Origin of the sequence: Leuconostoc carnosum (assembly GCF_007954525.1) — a bacterium.
Classification (GTDB): domain Bacteria; phylum Bacillota; class Bacilli; order Lactobacillales; family Lactobacillaceae; genus Leuconostoc; species Leuconostoc carnosum.
Window position 1 is genome coordinate 257786 of the sequence record NZ_CP042374.1, and the last position, 16477, is coordinate 274262.

Sequence of the window (16477 nt, forward strand, 5' to 3'; positions counted from 1 at the left end):
TTTTTATTTTAACCTTTTATCATGAAAAAAATTCAGTATGTGGACTTATATGTTGCTGACCCACATCTAATAACTGCATAACTGTTAACATCTGCTCATCACTGACGAGCTTTTTGCTTCCCGTGGTCAAAGTGTCAAAGATATTGTCATAAATGCGACCATAATCACCTGATACGCTTGGTATATATTTTTCGATGCGATCACCACTTTGATTGAAGTAAACGAGTTTACCATAATTTTGCGGTACATCCAAACCAAAGCCAGGTTCTCCGGGTAGTATACCAGTTTTCAAATCATTCTCTTGTTCATCAACTTGATATTTAATAAATGTCCCTTTGGTACCACGCAACTGCCATTTTGGATACTGTATTGCCGCTACTTCCGTTGTTTGAACGGTTGCTTTGAAAGCTTTGTCATAAAACAAATTGACTTCAATTTGGTCAGTGACTTGACTATCCAAGATACGTGCTGAGCGCAAATCATAAGTGGCAGCTTTTGGTTTACCAAATAAACTAACCACTTGATCGATTAAATGTACACCATGATCGTACAATGCCCCATCAATTGACGAACCGTTTTGTAGCCCATCATTGGGACGATAATGATCCATGTGTACTTCAAGATCCACAAGACGACCCAAATAGCCATCAGCTAGTACTTTTTTCACAGTTAAGAAATCACTATCAAATCGACGACTCTGATAAGGCATTAACAAAACATTATTTTTATTAGCAAGATTAACCAATGTCTTGGCTTCGTCATAATTAGTCGCCATCGGCTTATCAACTATCACGTTTTTCCCAGCAGCTAATAATGTCTTTGCTATTTGATAATGGCTGGCTGAGGGTGTGACAACAACAACTAAATCAACTTTATCATCATTAACAATGTCTTCAATATCTGTGGAGAAAATTGTGCCTGTCGCTTCCCAAGCAGCCTGTTCAACTGCTCTTTTACCTAATGTAGGTGTAATAATACGACGTACATTAAAATGATCTAAACGCAACTTTAAATAAGGTAAATGATAACGATTTGTACTTTTACCAAAACCAACGTAAGCAATATTTATCATGACAGATCCTCACTAGATTTCTATTCAACCGTGTGGTGTTTCAGTTTACAATGTTACCCCCTATTTAATAACAATCAACGATAAGTCACCCAACTCATTAATCACTCGATTAATCATATTCAACTGCGCATAGCGGTTATTTTTTACAACAACTTGCTCTGTATTAACCATTGTAACATCAAAATAATTTGCAATTGGTTTTTGTAACTTAGCTAACACCTCGTAAATTGCTTCTGCACCTTGTAATACCAGTGCAGATACATCAATATTTTGCGTTGCTTCATACAATATTTTTTCAGCAGTATTTTCAAAAAGTGTCTCATCAACAGCATCATTCATCACTTGCTTAACAGCTAAACGTGATACACGAGTTAATGCCTCAATCACATCACGGAAATTATCGTCTTCGGCATGCTGTGATAAAACTTGAATACGATCTGCTACAGCAACAACATCACTTGTCGTGGTATGAGTGCCAGCAGCTACAAGATCTTGGCGGATACCACTATCAATAGCTATTTTACGCACACGGTCTAAAATAAACATATGAATAGCTGACAAATCAGCTTGATTTGTCACATCAGAAGTATGCGATACGAAATTTTCCAATAGAGGTGTTAGCGTAACATGCCATTTTTTATCTTGTAATGTGCGCACAATACCAGTGGCTGCACGACGTAAGCCATAAGGATCATTTGAACCTGATGGAATCAAACCAGCTGAGAAAAATGTCACAATTGAGTCAAGCTTATCGGCAATTGCTAGTACAGCGCCAATGTCGGATTGTGCAACTTCCCCATTAGCCGAAGTAGGCATATAATGTTCACTCATTGCTTTAGCAACATCATCTTTTTCACCGAATAACTTGGCGTAATGTTCACCCATAACTCCCTGCAACTCATCAAATTCACCGACCATACCTGTCATTAAATCAAATTTATAAATATCTGCCGCACGAGCTAAATCAAGTTTTTGTTCTGAAGTAAATGCTAAATGTTCTGCCAAATATTCTGAAAGCTGGCTAACACGTTGCATATGTTCATACACTGTCCCTATTTTTTCATGAAAAACTAATTTTTTCACTTTGCCCATATAATCAGCAATTGTCTTATTTTGATCTTCATGGTAAAAGAATTCAGCGTCTTCTAGACGTGCAACCAAAACTTTTTCATTTCCAGCAATAACATTATCTAAGTGCTGATCATTTCCATTACGTACCGACAAAAAATGAGGTAGAAGTTTCCCTTTATGATCTGTCACAAAAAAGAAACGTTGATGTTCACGCATTGAGGTAATCAGTACTGCATCAGGTATCTGCAAATATTTATCATCAAAACTACCTGAAAATGCCGTTGGCCATTCAACAATATTATTAACTTCTTCTAGTAAATCTTGTGCTGCTGATGTATCAAGCTGCAGTACCCAATCATGTTCAGAAGCAATTGTCTCTAATTGCTGACGAATTTGTGCTTTTCGTTCATCAGCATTGACCATCACTGAAGCGGTTTGTAATGTTTTTTCATATACATCTGCATTAGCAAGTTCAACATTTTCGTTAGATAAGAAACGATGTCCTCGCGTGATACGACCTGTAGACACATCTAAAATATTGAAATCAATCACTTCTGAATCAAGTAATGCTACAAGCCAGCGAATTGGTCGAACATACAGGAAATTATTATCAGCCCACTTCATATAAGTTGAAAATTTCATTTGTGATACAACTTCATCACCAATTTTTTTCAGAATTACTGCAGCATCTTCCCCTGCAGTTTGCTTAGTTAACCATATGTAACCATCACGTTCTTCAAAATCTTCTGGTGTGCCACCTTGTCCTCTTGCAAATCCTTGTGCTGCCTTTGTCCAATCACCATTGTCATCTTTTGCACGATCAATTGAAGGCCCACGCTTCTCTTCTGATAGCGATTCCGATTGAGAAGCAACCTGAATTAACTGTACAGCTAACCGACGTGGCGTAGAATACGGCTTGATTTCACCAACAGATAAGCGGTGATCTGCCAAAAAAGTTTGAACGCGCGCAATTAATTGTGCTTCTGAACTACTAACCAAATGTGCGGGCATTTCTTCCAAGCCAATTTCTAATAAAAATGTTGACATATTACTTTGTCTCCTTCACTGCGTATTTACCATTTTCGCCAATATATTTATCACGTAAGTCAGTGTCTTTTAATAACGGGAATCCTAGTTTTGCACGTTCTTCGATAAATACCTTTGATACTTTACGTGCCATTGTTCGAATACGGTGTAAATATCCTGCACGTTCGGTCACTGAAACTGTACCACGTGCATCCAACAGATTGAACGTATGAGATGATTTTAAAATATAATCATAAGCTGGGTGAACAAGACCCAGAGAGAGCAAATGGGTTGCTTCTGCTTCAAACTCATCAAAATGTTTTAATAACATTTCTTGATTAGATTCTTCAAACGCATATTTTGAATGCTCAAATTCAGGTTCTTTGAAAATATCACCATAGAGGACACCGTTTCCCCATTCAAGATCGTACACAGTAGGTACATCTTGAATGTAGGATGCCAAGCGTTCTAATCCATAAGTTACTTCAGCAGTTACCGAGTCAACTTCAATACCACCAACTTGTTGAAAATACGTGAATTGGGTCACTTCCATACCATCGAGCCAAACTTCCCACCCGATACCAGCAGCACCCATTGAGGGGTTTTCCCAATTATCCTCAACAAAACGAATATCATGCTCAAGTGGCTTAATACCTAACGCTTCTAAAGATCCTAGATATAATTCTTGAATATTTGATGGTGATGGCTTCATGACAACTTGAAATTGGTGGTGTTGGAACAAACGATTTGGGTTATCTCCGTACCGACCATCAGCTGGACGACGTGAAGGTTGTACATAGGCTGCATGCCATGGCTCAGGACCATTAGCACGTAAAAATGTATACGGTGACTGCGTTCCAGCCCCAACCTCATTATCATAAGCCTGCATCAAATTTGCACCTTGATTTGCCCAGTACTGTTGCAAATTTAAAATAATATCTTGAAGTGATAGTTTATTATTTGTCATTTTATTTTCCTTTTCTAAATAATTGTGCCATTGTAGCACCATTCTCATCTTTCCAGCAAAGCCATCCATCAGCTTTTTACAGCATCAAAAAAACCGCTGTAAACTATCCGATGTCAAAATGATTGACATCAGGACGCTTACGCGCGGTTCCACCTGATTTCCTGCATACACTGCAGACACTCGAATTGTCTGCTAACTCCATCATCGCCACATGACTTCAACGTTTACAAACTTTAATATCTATTATTATGCACTGTAACCATCAGTACGTCAAGCACTGATAAATAACAGTAATACTCATTACAATCTAGAAATCAAATTGTTAATAATTCTTTTTCTTTCTCAGTAGCAATCATATCAATTGCTTTGATATTATCATCTGTCAACTTCTGAATATCATCTTCTGCATTGCGAGCATCGTCTTCAGGAATTTCTTTATCCTTTTTAACACTATCCATTGCATCACGACGTACATTACGGACAGAGACTTTTGCCTTCTCTCCTTCAGCTTTTACTTGTTTTGCCAAGTCTTTACGACCTTCTTCAGTCATTTGTGGAATTGCTAATCGCACAACGTTACCATCTGATGCTGGATTCAACCCCAAATCAGAAACATTTATTGCTCGAATAATTTCATCTAAAACTGTTTTATCAAAAGGTGTGATTAGCAAAATACGTGCTTCAGGTACTGAAATTGAAGCAACCTGGTTTAATGGTGTCATTGCACCATAGTATTCTACTTCAATACGATCCAAGATGTGCGGATTTGCGCGTCCCGTACGAATACTGCCTAATTCCCGTTGCAATGCATCTTGTGCACCTTGCATACGTGTTTTAGCATCTGTTAAATCAAAAGCCATTACTTTCCTCCTGTAACTGTTGTACCAATATTTTCACCCAAAACTACTCGTTTTAGGTTGCCAGTTTTGTTTAAATTAAAGACCACAAGTGGCATATCATTATCCATTGACAATGAACTTGCCGTTGAATCCATAACTTTCAAGCCTTTTTTCAAAATATCTAAATGTGTCAATTCAGTAAACTTAACAGCATTAGTATTTTTGTTAGGATCAGAATCATAAATGCCATCAACACCATTCTTACCCATTAAGATAGCATCCGCATTAATTTCGTTTGCTCGTAATGCGGCTGTTGTATCTGTTGAGAAATAAGGTGAACCCGTACCTGCTGCAAAGATAACAATACGTCCTTTTTCCAAGTGACGAATAGCACGACCACGGATATATGGTTCAGCAATTTGTTGCATTGTAATTGCTGTTTGTACGCGCGTATCTACACCAGTACGTTCCAATGCATCCTGCAATACTAGCGCATTCATGGTTGTACCTAACATCCCAGTATAATCAGCACGTGAGCGTTCCATACCAATTTTTGAAGCAGGCTCCCCACGCCATAAATTACCACCACCAACTACGATAGCAATTTGTGTACCAAGGTCGTGCACCTCTTTTAAAGCCTTCGCAATTTCAGAAACCGTTTCCAGATCAATCCCTTGACCTTTCTCGCCAGCTAATGCTTCGCCGGAAAGTTTAATCAAAACGCGTTTGTACTTAATATCAGTCATGATTTACCTCATTTTCTATCTAATCAATTATACCAAAAATTGCCACAAAAAAAGTGCGTTATTTTATAACGCACTTTTCAGGAAATACCATTTCCGAGTCGCTGCGCTTTTTTACGTTAACGACGCATATTACCAGAAAATTGGTCACTTACGTCTTAACCTAATTGCTTAGCAACTTCTTCAGCCAAATCAGTCACTGTTTTTTCAATACCATCACCAACTTGATAACGAACAAATGACTTTACTGAACCATTTTTTGATTCGATAAACTGTGCAACAGTTTGATCACCATTCTTAACGAATGCTTGATCTAATAATGAAATCTCGGCCAAGAACTTCTTAATACGTCCTTCAACCATCTTTTCTTTGATATTATCAGGTTTACCAGCTAAGTCTTCAGAAGCGAGTTGCACTTCCCTTTCCTTATTAACTACTTCTGCTGGCACTTCTGAATCTGATACATATTGTGGTGCAATAGCGGCAACATGCATTGCAATATCTTTAGCAGCTTCTTCTGAAGCACCATCAACTACAACCAAAGCTGATATTGAACCGGCCAAGTGAGAATAGGCACCAAAGTTTTCTGAATCTGACTTTGTAACGAGTTCAAAACGACGCAACGTAATTTTTTCACCAGTGATTTGTGTTGTACCAATGATTTTATCATTCAAAGTTTGACCTGGTTCAACTTCTAATGCTAAAGCAGCTTCAACATCAGCAGGTGCAAATTCAACAATTGTATCAGCTACACACTTCAACAAATCATTAAATTCAGCATTACCCGCAACGAAATCAGTTTCAGAATTCAATTCAATAATTGCAGCTTTGTTACCTTGTACAGCAACATGCGTCATACCTTCAGCAGCAACACGGTCACCCTTCTTAGCGGCTTTAGCCATACCTTTTTCGCGGAGAAGGTCAATTGCCTTATCCAAATCACCTTCGGCCTCAACCAAGGCCTTCTTAGCATCCATCATACCAACAGATGTTTTATCACGTAATTCTTTTACTTGTGCAGCAGTAATTGCCATTGTATTGCTCCTCTAAAATATTGATATTTTTATTATAACATGTTCTGATCAAACAAAAATGCCGCTCCGCGTCCCAAACAGGTCCGCAGGAACGGCAAGTGTCATTAAAATAATTAGTTATTGCCTTCTTCAACAATGTTAGCAATTTCTTCGATAGATTCTGTGTTTTCGTCACCTTCAACAAAAGCATCTTCAGGGGCTGAATCTTCACCTTGACGACCTTCAACGATAGCGTCAGCCATCTTTGCAGTGATCAAACGTACAGCACGGATAGCATCATCATTTGCAGGAATCTTAACATCAACAACGTCTGGGTTAGCATTCGTGTCAATCATAGCCACAACAGGAATATTCAACATGTTGGCTTCCTTAACGGCAATTTCTTCCTTCTTAGGGTCAACAACAAACAATACATCTGGCAAACCAGGCATATCCTTGATACCACCCAAGAACTTATTCAACTTTTCACGTTGCTTATTTAGCAACACAACTTCTTTCTTAGGAAGTTGTTCGAAAGTACCATCTTCAGCCATTGCTTCCAAGTCCTTAAGACGTTGGATACGTGACTTGATTGTATTCCAGTTAGTCAAAGTGCCACCCAACCAACGGTGGTTGATGAAGTATTGACCAGCACGTGTTGCTTCTTCAGCAATAGCGTCTGAAGCTTGCTTCTTTGTACCAACAAACAAAACGTTGGCGCCATCAGCTGATGCGTTACGAATAAAGTTATAAGCTTCATCAACAAGCTTAACTGTTTTTTGTAAATCGATAATATGAATACCATTACGTTCTGTAAAGATGTATTCATCCATCTTTGGGTCCCAACGACGTGTTTGGTGACCGAAGTGAACTCCTGCTTCGAGGAGTTCTTTCATTGAAATAACTGCCATGTTATGGCCTCCTAGGTTTTTCCGCCGACAAATTCGACATTCATATTGACATTTCTGCACCTATATGAACTCGTCTGTCGTGTGTATTTATTGCAATTTGCAACAGCTAAAATTATACGTGATTTTCAAATTAAACGCAAGTATTTTTGTTAAATAAATTCAGTCATGGCGCCAAATACTTGGACTAATATCATGCATGATTAAAAATACTTCCTTTTTCGGTCGTGTCAATTTTTTAAAATTGGCTTCAGCATGTAGCGCCTCACTCTTTGTCTCAAATTGTTCTGAATAAATTAATCGTAGTGGATGCCTTGATTTTACACGCGTAAACTTGGCTCCTTTTCTTGCTTCGTGAACTTTAAAACGACGAGACACATCATCGGTAAAACCACCATAAAAATAGCCGTCAGCAGTATATAAAACATAAAAAAAGTAAGGTTTCATTTAGTCCATGACGCTCCATACAAAATTTCTTTTACTTCTGCAGTGTAATCGTTGGCCATCGTATAAGCTATAATCGGTGGTAAAATGCGAACGCCACCAGGGCGTCCAGATTTAATAGCTTCGACTAATACCATATTAGCTTCGCGATCAACTTTACCATAGACAAACCTTATGCGCTTAATCATCAATTTGCGTGCCGACAAGGCAGCAAATATATCACTTAATCGTTCTGGTCGGTGTACCATGTAAAATTTACCATTGTTTTTCAATAACTTATTTGCAACTTGTGCTAATCCAGGTAAATCAATCGTCAATTCATGTCTTGCTAATTCATAGTGTTCATCCTTATTTGTTTTTGTGGTTTCATTTAGCGGAAAATAGGGCGGATTCGAAAGTACAGTTTCCGCAGATCCGGGTGCAATATCATCGAAAATAGCTTTCATATCTGACTTTAAAACACTGACACGTTCTTCTAAACCGTTCATGACGATACTACGTGCTGCCATATCAGCTAATTCTGGTTGGATTTCTACTAGCTTAATCTTCCCAGTGACTTTTGGTGCGTAAAACAGACCAACTGCGCCAGTTCCAGCACCGAGATCTACTGTTAATCCAGCACCTTTTCCTTTAATTCCCGCAAAATGCGCTAGTAAAATGGCATCTAAAGAATACGAAAACATATCTGGATTTTGAATAATATGAATATTTTGTGCAGGCAGTCCATCAATTCGCTCGCCTTTGTTAAGAATTGGTTCAATCATTGTGAATTTCTCGCTTTATCGTGTAAAATACATAGAGATAGTTGATATGAGGTGAATAAATAATGAAGTTTTATGATTTTCTACGTGGTATTGCAGTTGGTCTGATTTGGTCAATTAACGGACGCATCAAATATATGAATCGAGACCGTATACCAGTAAATGACAATTATGTCTTAGTCGGTCCACACCGTAGTTGGTGGGATCCCATATGGTATGCTATTGCGGCATATCCTAAACATTTTATTTTCATGGCAAAAATTGAATTATTCAAATTCCGACCATTAGCTTGGTTGATTACGTCTGCTGGTGCATTTCCAGTTGACCGCAAAAACGTTAGCCCCAGTGTCATTAAAATTCCTGTTCGTGAACTTAAAACTGGGCAACGATCATTGATCATGTTCCCGTCAGGTTCCCGTCATGACAAAGACTTAAAGTCTGGTTCACTACTTATTGCACGTATGTCTGGTAAAGCTATAGTTCCCGCTGTTTATCAGGGTCCTGTGTTATTCCGTCAATTATTCAAACGTAATAACACAACAATTAATTTTGGTGAACCAATTGTATTTGATAAAAGTGAAAAGTTTAATGCTGAGAGCATTGCCAAATACACAAAAAAGATGCAAGATGCTTTTGATCAATTAGACCGTGAAATTGATCCCGATTGGCAATATGTCGATCCAAAAGAACAATCATCATCTGAAAAAAAATAAGCCACTAGGCTTATTTTTTTTGTGATTGAGCACTTTGTTGCTTCATTTGAGCCATCATTTGATTTAACTTCTTTTGTGATGGTTTCTGTCCCATTGACATCATCATTGACTTCATCATTTCTTCAGAGATGGGCGGATTTTTTGCCAAATAATTCTTCATTGAATTACGTGCCAGAAAGAAACCAGCCACTAACCCAAGAGCCAAAGCCAAGACAGCAATCAAGATCACAAATCCGATACCTATAGTCATAGTTTTCCCCTTAATTATTGTCTAAAAAGTATTATAACATAATTCAAGTTGTAGATACACCGCTAATTATCATCTTAATTTTTAATATTTTATGAAGGAAAAGTTGAGATATTTTCACTACTTATGAACGACAAAATCGTTCAAATCATATGTTTTATAAAGAAAATGTAAAGATTTAAAGTGAAATATTTATTAAAATATAAAATTAGCGAACAAACGTTTGATTTATATGATAAAGTTCGGTACAATACAATAAGAATATAAATAAATCAAGTAGGTAATTTAACCCATCATGGCAAACAATATTAAAGAAAGTAAACAACTACAAGTATTGCGCTTCATCCATGAAGCACAATTATCAAATGGTTATCCACCAACAGTGCGTGAAGTTGGTGAAGCAGTTGGTTTATCCTCATCATCTACAATTCATGGGCACATCGAACGTTTGGTTAAAAAGGGCTACTTACTCAAGGATGCTGCAAAACCACGTGCACGTGCAATTGAAGTAAGTGATGCCGGATTGGAAGCACTAGGATTATCAACAACTCCTGGTCGTATTCCTGTTCTTGGGCTTGTTACAGCAGGTACACCTGTTTTAGCAGTTGAAGAAGAAGCGACGGAGTTCTTCCCAATTCCCGATAATTTAATGCAATTTGATGGCGACATGTTCATGTTAAATGTTAAGGGAAACTCGATGGTCAATATCGGGATTCTAGATGGTGACAAGGTAATTGTTCGTAAGCAAGACAATGCCGACAACGGCGATGTTGTCGTTGCTATGAATGAAGATGACGAAGCCACTGTCAAACGCTTTTTCAGAGAAGCAGATCATTTCCGTTTACAACCAGAAAATGACGCCATGGCACCTATTATTTTAAACAATGTCTCAATTCTTGGTAAGGTCATTGGCCTTTACCGTGACGCTATTTATTAATATATTATAAAAAGAGGCTCGTTCAAAATTGAACGAGCCTCTTTTGATTTAATAATTGTACCAATCAGTGGGATTTTCTCGCCACACTTGTAAACTAGTATATTGTGAGGCATCAAGATGTCCACTATTAATAGCTTCTGTCACCATTTGTGAATATGTTGTTAGTGATTGATATGTTAATTTCGCAGCCGCGAAATTAACATCCGCGGCATCTAATTCATAAGAAAAGATTGCAATAACACCTATAACTTTACCACCTTCTGCTCGAACAGCCTCAGCTGCTTGCAAAACCGAACCACCGGTAGAAATTAAGTCATCAATCAAAACAACTTTTTTTCCTGAAACCGCTGCACCTTCTGTTTGTCGACCAGCCCCGTGATCCTTAGGCTTAGAACGAACATAAATCATTGGTTTTTTCAAAATATCCGCTACCCAAGCAGCATGAGGTATTCCTGCAGTAGCAACACCACCGATTACCTCAACATCATCATAGTGTTCCTTAATTAATGTAGCTAATCCGTTATAAATGTTTTCCCTAACTTCCGGGAAACCAATGGTCATACGATTATCAGTGTAAATCGGACTTTTAATACCTGAAGCCCATGTGAATGGTGTTGTTGGCGCAAATTTAACCGCCCCAATTTTTAATAGATCTCGTGCAACTTGTTTTGCATATTCGGTCATCTAGATACTCCATTCTGCTAATACACGTTGATAGGCTGCAACTGGTGTTTCAGCCTTGGTTATTGATCTGCCAACTACTAAACCAGTGGCCCCAAATTGGCGTGCTTGCGTTGGTGTTGTGATGCGTGCTTGATCATTTCCATCATCTCCAGCTAAACGAATACCTGGGGTAATTCTTAAAAAATTATCATGTGTTTGCTGCTTTATAATCTGTGCTTCAAAAGGTGAACTAATCGTACCATCAACACCTGCTTTTTGCGCCAATTTTGCTAAATGTAAGACACTTTCATTTAATGAAGCTGTTGTCAATTGTGTTTGCTGCATGTCTTCTTCAGAAAATGATGTTAGCTGTGTCACAGCCAATAATTTTAAATCTACCCCTTTATTTTCAACGGCTCGATGCAACATTTTTTCACCGCCAGCTGCATGTAAAGTTAAATATTGGACATCCAGCTTAGCAATACTAGCTACAGCTTGCCCAACCGTATTTGGTATATCATAGAGTTTCAAATCTAAAAAGATTGTGTATCCTTGTTGACGTAACTCTTTAACAAAATCCGGACCTTCAGCATAAAATAACGCCATACCAACCTTTAGAGCTGGCTTAGGAGAAATATCTTTAAATTGCGCTAAAAATTGTCGTGCCGTGATTGCATTAGGAAAATCTAATGCAATAAATACAGGATATACCATAATTTCTCCCACCATCCAATTGATTATTAGTCCTGTTTTGAACAGGACTTATGTGATGTCGCTTCTGAATATTGAACTCATATTAATAAATTACTTCATTTCACTTACCGTAAAACTTCTACTTTCCAGAACATCTAGAAAAGCACTGACCGTATCTAAAGCTGTAAATAATGGTACAGCATTTTCGATTGCAACTTGGCGAATTAACAAACCATCTGATTCTGCATGATCATCGGCTTGAGTCGTATTAACTACAACTTGAAGCGTCTGGCTGCGTAAAGCATGAAGTGAATTATTTTCAGATTCTGATATTTTATCTAGGATAGCAACTGGCAAATTTTCTGCCAATAAGGTAGCACCAGTTCCAGAGGTAGCATATAATGAGAAACCTAAATCAACAAAGCGTTTAGCCAAAGCAATTGTTTCATTCTTATCAGCATCGGCAACTGTAAATAACACATTTCCGTACTTTGGTACCTTAATATTAGAAGCTACAAATGCTTTATATAGCGCCTTGGGTAAGGTCGTATCTGATCCCATAACTTCACCTGTAGACTTCATTTCTGGTCCAAGTAACGAATCAACTTCCGGCAACTTTGTAAAGGAAAAAATAGGCGCTTTAACATGAACCATATCATCTGCTGGTACTAACCCTGTTTCAAATCCCATATCTGCAAGTTTTTCACCTAACATCACACGTGTAGCTAATTGTGCTAATGGTAAATGTGTCACTTTTGAAATAAAGGGCACCGTACGTGATGCACGCGGGTTGACTTCAATGACATAGGCTTTGTTTTCATGAATAACAAATTGCACATTCATCAGTCCAATTGTATTCATGGCTTTTGATAAAGCAATTGCAGCTTGAACAATCTGGTCTTGCACACGTTGTGATAAATATTGTGGTGGATACACCGACATTGAATCACCAGAATGCACACCTGCCCGTTCAATATGTTCCATAATACCAGGAATCACAGCCGTTTGACCATCTGACAAAACATCGACTTCTGCTTCTTGACCAACCAAATAAGAATCAATCAACACAGGATGATCATTTGATACTTTGACTGCACGCTGCATATAATCTTGCAATTCGTCATCAGAAGCAATAATTTCCATAGCTCGACCACCAAGTACATAAGAAGGTCTAATTAATACAGGATACCCAATCATTTGAGCAGCGGCTAAAGCACCTGCTACTGTTGTTGCAGTTTTCCCAAGTGGCTGTGGTAATTGTAGTGACTTGATGACTTGATCAAAAGCTTCACGATCTTCAGCACGATTCAAGTCTTCTACAGTTGTTCCTAATATGTGTACCCCGTTATCTACTAAAGGTTGGGCTAAATTAATAGCTGTTTGGCCACCAAATTGAACAACAACGCCCATTGGCTGTTCAACATCAATAACATTCAAAACATCTTCTAAAGTTAGCGGTTCAAAATATAATTTATCTGATATTGAGAAATCTGTTGACACCGTTTCAGGATTTGAATTCATAATAATAGCTTCATAACCAGCACGCTGAATTGCTTTCACTGCATGAACAGTTGCATAATCAAATTCAACACCTTGTCCAATTCGAATTGGACCTGAGCCTAGAACCAAAACCGACTTTTTATCTGATACAATCGATTCATTTTCATGTTCGTAAGTGGCGTAATAATAAGGTGTTTGCGATTCAAACTCAGCTGCCACCGTGTCAACCATTTTATAAACTGGCAACACATTATTTTCTTGGCGCAAATCACGAATATCTTTAGCAGTCATTTCCCAAAAGCCAGCGATTGTTTGATCAGCAAAGCCATTTTTCTTAGCGTACTTTAAATAATCTAGATCACCAATATGTTGTTTTAAATCTTCTTCAATTTCAATAATATGAACAAGTTTATCCAAGAAAAATTCGTCAATGCGTGTTTTTTCATGAATAACTTCATCCGAAATTCCACGCCGTAATAAGTCAGCAATCATAAACAGACGGTCATCTCGTGCTGGCATTAAAGCTTCAAGTAATTGTTGATCAGTCATATCACTAAAAGTAATATCATTAAGACCAATAGCACCAATTTCTAGTGAACGAACAGCTTTTAAGATGGCCTCTTCCATATTACGTCCGATAGCCATAACTTCGCCTGTTGCTTTCATTTGTGTACCCAAACGACGATCAGCAGTAGCAAATTTATCAAATGGCCAACGCGGAATTTTGACAACGACATAATCTAATGCTGGTTCAAATTCCGCTTTAGTTGTACCAGTAACTGGATTTGTAATTTCATCTAATGTCAAGCCAATCGCAATCTTAGCTGCCATTTTTGCAATTGGATAACCCGTTGCTTTTGATGCCAATGCTGATGAACGCGAGACACGCGGATTTACTTCAATAATGTAATATTTATACGATTCTGGATCAAGTGCCATCTGAATATTAACACCACCTTCAATCTTCAAAGCGCGAATAATTTTTAATGCAGCATCACGCATCATTTGCACTTCACGATCTGACAATGTTTGTACCGGAGCAGTAACAATTGAGTCACCAGTGTGAATACCAACTGGATCAAAGTTTTCCATCGAAGCGACAACTAAGGCATTGTCATGAGAATCACGCATGACTTCAAATTCAATCTCTTTAAATCCGGCAATAGAGCGTTCTATCAAAACTTGCGTGACTGGCGATAAATCTAAACCATTTGCTGCAATATCAAGCAATTGCTCATGTGTATCAGCAATTCCTCCACCTGTCCCACCTAAGGTATAAGCTGGTCGAACGATGACAGGATAGCCTTGCGTATCGGCAAAATCCATTGCTTCGTCCAAGGTTGTAGCAATCGTTGATTCAGGAATCGGCTCATTTAGTCGTTCCATTAATTGTTTGAATTCTTCACGATCTTCTGCTTCTTCAATGGCGGATAATTTTGTACCTAATAACTCGATATTGAGTTCATCAAGTATGCCAGCTTCAGACAAATCTTTTGCCATGTTTAAGCCGGTTTGGCCACCCAAAGTTGGTAAAATAGCTTCTGGTCGTTCTTTGCGCAAAATGCGTTCAATAAAATCAATGGACAAGGGTTCAATATAGACTTTATCCGCAATTTCTGCATCAGTCATAATTGTAGCTGGATTCGAGTTAACCAAGATGACTTCGTAGCCTTCTTCTTTAAGGCTCAGTGCAGCTTGCGTCCCAGAATAATCAAACTCAGCTGCTTGCCCGATAATAATTGGGCCAGAGCCAATAACTAATACTCTTTTAATATCCTCGCGTTTAGGCATGTTGTGTGGTCTCCTTGCTCGTTTCCGCAATCATTTTCAAAAAGTCATCAAACAAATATTCAGCATCATGTGGTCCTGGTGCTGCATCGGGATGAAATTGAACTGAAAAAGCTGAATGATTTTTTAATCGTAGCCCTTCAATTGTTTGATCATTAATTTCTTCATGTGTCACAATCAAGTCAGTCTGATCTAATCCATCACGATCTACTGCGTAGCCATGATTTTGTGAAGTAAAATCTAAACGATCTTTTGAAAGCGTACGGACTGCGTGGTTAAAGCCACGATGTCCAAATTTCATTTTATATGTTTTAGCACCATTAGCAAGCGCAAATAATTGATGTCCTAAACAAATACCCATCAACGGCAACTGCTCTTGCAGCGTCTGTATCATCGGTAGGGCATAAGCAACATCTTGTGGATTTCCTGGGCCATTAGAGAGCAGAATGCCATCTGGATGTGCAGCTAAAACTGTTTTGGCATCGGTGTTTGCTGGGAAGACAATGACATTCACACCACGCTTCGACAAAGAACGTAGAATCGAATTTTTTAAACCAAAGTCAATCAATGCAATTGATACACCATCTGTTGGATTTTGATATTGCGTTTTGGTGGTTGCATCATGAACTAACGTTTTATCTGTCTCAAATAATGCTAATTTTTTCAAAACATCATCAGAATACGCATCAACTAGAGCAGCCTTCATTGCACCTTTATCACGTAATTCTTTGGTTAAAGCGCGCGTATCAACGCCTGTAATTCCAGGCATACCTGTGCTCTCTGCCCATTCAGGTAAACTCATCATTTGTCGCCAATTACTTGGACGTCGAGCAATTTCATGAACAACAATCGCTGCAGCGGCAGGTCGGAAACTTTCAAAATCATCGCGATTAACACCATAATTACCAATCAAAGGATATGTAAAGACAATCATTTCACCACGATAGGATAAATCAGTAATCGACTCTTGATAACCTGACATACCAGTGTTGAATACCAACTCTGCCATAACCTCAATGTCAGCACCAAAAGCTTCGCCTTCATAAACTGAACCATTTTCAAGCACTAAATAACGTTTTTTCATTTTTCCAT

At 38.2% G+C, this 16477-nt stretch carries 16 protein-coding genes; 2 read left to right on the forward strand and 14 right to left on the reverse strand.

Features of this window, described 5'->3' with window-relative positions; translation table 11 throughout:
* Positions 1-19 precede the first annotated feature (19 nt).
* From FGL89_RS01200 to FGL89_RS01240, 9 genes are all read right to left on the reverse strand, one after another.
* Positions 20-1072 carry a Gfo/Idh/MocA family oxidoreductase gene (locus FGL89_RS01200; protein WP_135197374.1) on the reverse strand — a complete coding sequence of 351 codons (1053 nt, stop codon included), beginning with the start codon at positions 1070-1072 and terminating at the stop codon, positions 20-22.
* Positions 1073-1132: 60 nt separating this feature from the next.
* Positions 1133-3190, reverse strand: a complete 2058-nt coding sequence (gene glyS / locus FGL89_RS01205; RefSeq protein ID WP_147000268.1) for a glycine--tRNA ligase subunit beta — start codon at positions 3188-3190, stop codon at positions 1133-1135.
* 1 nt (position 3191) lies between these two features.
* Positions 3192-4136 carry a glycine--tRNA ligase subunit alpha gene (gene glyQ / locus FGL89_RS01210; RefSeq protein ID WP_041773199.1) on the reverse strand — a complete coding sequence of 315 codons (945 nt, stop codon included), beginning with the start codon at positions 4134-4136 and terminating at the stop codon, positions 3192-3194.
* A 314-nt stretch (positions 4137-4450) separates the two neighbouring features.
* The gene (gene frr, locus FGL89_RS01215; protein ID WP_014974229.1) at positions 4451-4996 is read right to left on the reverse strand and encodes a ribosome recycling factor; all 546 of its coding nucleotides are present in this window, start codon (positions 4994-4996) and stop codon (positions 4451-4453) included.
* Positions 4996-5721, reverse strand: coding sequence for a UMP kinase (pyrH, locus tag FGL89_RS01220; protein WP_014974228.1), 726 nt, complete (start codon positions 5719-5721; stop codon positions 4996-4998). The genes frr and pyrH overlap by 1 nt, the downstream gene beginning before the upstream one ends.
* A 155-nt stretch (positions 5722-5876) precedes the next feature.
* Complete coding sequence (gene tsf / locus FGL89_RS01225) at positions 5877-6752, reverse strand: translation elongation factor Ts (RefSeq protein WP_147000269.1); 876 nt, start codon at positions 6750-6752, stop codon at positions 5877-5879.
* 113 nt (positions 6753-6865) lie between these two features.
* On the reverse strand, positions 6866-7642 hold the full coding sequence (rpsB, locus tag FGL89_RS01230) for a 30S ribosomal protein S2 (RefSeq protein WP_014974226.1): 777 nt from the start codon (positions 7640-7642) through the stop codon (positions 6866-6868).
* 159 nt (positions 7643-7801) lie between these two features.
* Positions 7802-8086 (reverse strand): GIY-YIG nuclease family protein, encoded by a 285-nt coding sequence (locus FGL89_RS01235; protein ID WP_147000270.1) that lies wholly within the window; start codon positions 8084-8086, stop codon positions 7802-7804.
* Positions 8083-8847, reverse strand: a complete 765-nt coding sequence (locus FGL89_RS01240) for a tRNA1(Val) (adenine(37)-N6)-methyltransferase (protein WP_014974224.1) — start codon at positions 8845-8847, stop codon at positions 8083-8085. Before FGL89_RS01240 ends, FGL89_RS01235 begins: the two co-directional genes overlap by 4 nt.
* A gap of 62 nt (positions 8848-8909) precedes the next feature.
* Here FGL89_RS01240 and FGL89_RS01245 point away from each other — a divergent pair, with 62 nt between their 5' ends.
* The gene (locus tag FGL89_RS01245) at positions 8910-9557 is read left to right on the forward strand and encodes a lysophospholipid acyltransferase family protein (protein WP_014974223.1); all 648 of its coding nucleotides are present in this window, start codon (positions 8910-8912) and stop codon (positions 9555-9557) included.
* A gap of 10 nt (positions 9558-9567) precedes the next feature.
* Here the strand turns inward: FGL89_RS01245 and FGL89_RS01250 are convergent, their stop codons facing one another.
* Positions 9568-9801: a YneF family protein gene (locus FGL89_RS01250; protein WP_172600968.1), complete on the reverse strand. Its 234-nt coding sequence runs from the start codon at positions 9799-9801 to the stop codon at positions 9568-9570.
* Between the two features lie 298 nt (positions 9802-10099).
* On the opposite strand from FGL89_RS01250, the gene lexA reads away from it, so the two are divergent.
* Complete coding sequence (lexA, locus tag FGL89_RS01255) at positions 10100-10741, forward strand: transcriptional repressor LexA (protein ID WP_014974221.1); 642 nt, start codon at positions 10100-10102, stop codon at positions 10739-10741.
* A gap of 48 nt (positions 10742-10789) precedes the next feature.
* Here lexA and pyrE read toward each other — a convergent pair whose 3' ends face one another.
* The 4 genes from pyrE to FGL89_RS01275 all read right to left on the reverse strand — a co-directional run bounded on the left by pyrE (position 10790) and on the right by FGL89_RS01275 (position 16469).
* Positions 10790-11425: an orotate phosphoribosyltransferase gene (gene pyrE, locus FGL89_RS01260; protein WP_147000271.1), complete on the reverse strand. Its 636-nt coding sequence runs from the start codon at positions 11423-11425 to the stop codon at positions 10790-10792.
* Positions 11426-12118, reverse strand: coding sequence for an orotidine-5'-phosphate decarboxylase (gene pyrF, locus FGL89_RS01265; protein ID WP_147000272.1), 693 nt, complete (start codon positions 12116-12118; stop codon positions 11426-11428).
* A 90-nt stretch (positions 12119-12208) separates the two neighbouring features.
* Complete coding sequence (gene carB / locus FGL89_RS01270) at positions 12209-15388, reverse strand: carbamoyl-phosphate synthase large subunit (RefSeq protein WP_147000273.1); 3180 nt, start codon at positions 15386-15388, stop codon at positions 12209-12211.
* A complete protein-coding gene (locus FGL89_RS01275) occupies positions 15381-16469 on the reverse strand; it encodes a carbamoyl phosphate synthase small subunit (protein ID WP_147000274.1) in 1089 nt (362 codons plus the stop codon). The genes carB and FGL89_RS01275 overlap by 8 nt, the downstream gene beginning before the upstream one ends.
* Positions 16470-16477: the final 8 nt, after the last annotated feature.

Excerpts from the sequence above, each read along its gene's own strand:
- pyrF (WP_147000272.1), bottom strand. The coding sequence starts at position 12,118 with ATGGTATATCCTGTATTTATTGCATTAGATTTTCCTAATGCAATCACG.
- rpsB (WP_014974226.1), bottom strand. The coding sequence starts at position 7,642 with ATGGCAGTTATTTCAATGAAAGAACTCCTCGAAGCAGGAGTTCACTTC.
- pyrE (WP_147000271.1), bottom strand. The coding sequence starts at position 11,425 with ATGACCGAATATGCAAAACAAGTTGCACGAGATCTATTAAAAATTGGG.
- FGL89_RS01245 (WP_014974223.1), top strand. The coding sequence starts at position 8,910 with ATGAAGTTTTATGATTTTCTACGTGGTATTGCAGTTGGTCTGATTTGG.
- FGL89_RS01275 (WP_147000274.1), bottom strand. The coding sequence starts at position 16,469 with ATGAAAAAACGTTATTTAGTGCTTGAAAATGGTTCAGTTTATGAAGGC.
- tsf (WP_147000269.1), bottom strand. The coding sequence starts at position 6,752 with ATGGCAATTACTGCTGCACAAGTAAAAGAATTACGTGATAAAACATCT.
- glyS (WP_147000268.1), bottom strand. The coding sequence starts at position 3,190 with ATGTCAACATTTTTATTAGAAATTGGCTTGGAAGAAATGCCCGCACAT.
- carB (WP_147000273.1), bottom strand. The coding sequence starts at position 15,388 with ATGCCTAAACGCGAGGATATTAAAAGAGTATTAGTTATTGGCTCTGGC.
- glyQ (WP_041773199.1), bottom strand. The coding sequence starts at position 4,136 with ATGACAAATAATAAACTATCACTTCAAGATATTATTTTAAATTTGCAA.
- lexA (WP_014974221.1), top strand. The coding sequence starts at position 10,100 with ATGGCAAACAATATTAAAGAAAGTAAACAACTACAAGTATTGCGCTTC.
- frr (WP_014974229.1), bottom strand. The coding sequence starts at position 4,996 with ATGGCTTTTGATTTAACAGATGCTAAAACACGTATGCAAGGTGCACAA.
- pyrH (WP_014974228.1), bottom strand. The coding sequence starts at position 5,721 with ATGACTGATATTAAGTACAAACGCGTTTTGATTAAACTTTCCGGCGAA.
- FGL89_RS01235 (WP_147000270.1), bottom strand. The coding sequence starts at position 8,086 with ATGAAACCTTACTTTTTTTATGTTTTATATACTGCTGACGGCTATTTT.
- FGL89_RS01200 (WP_135197374.1), bottom strand. The coding sequence starts at position 1,072 with ATGATAAATATTGCTTACGTTGGTTTTGGTAAAAGTACAAATCGTTAT.
- FGL89_RS01240 (WP_014974224.1), bottom strand. The coding sequence starts at position 8,847 with ATGATTGAACCAATTCTTAACAAAGGCGAGCGAATTGATGGACTGCCT.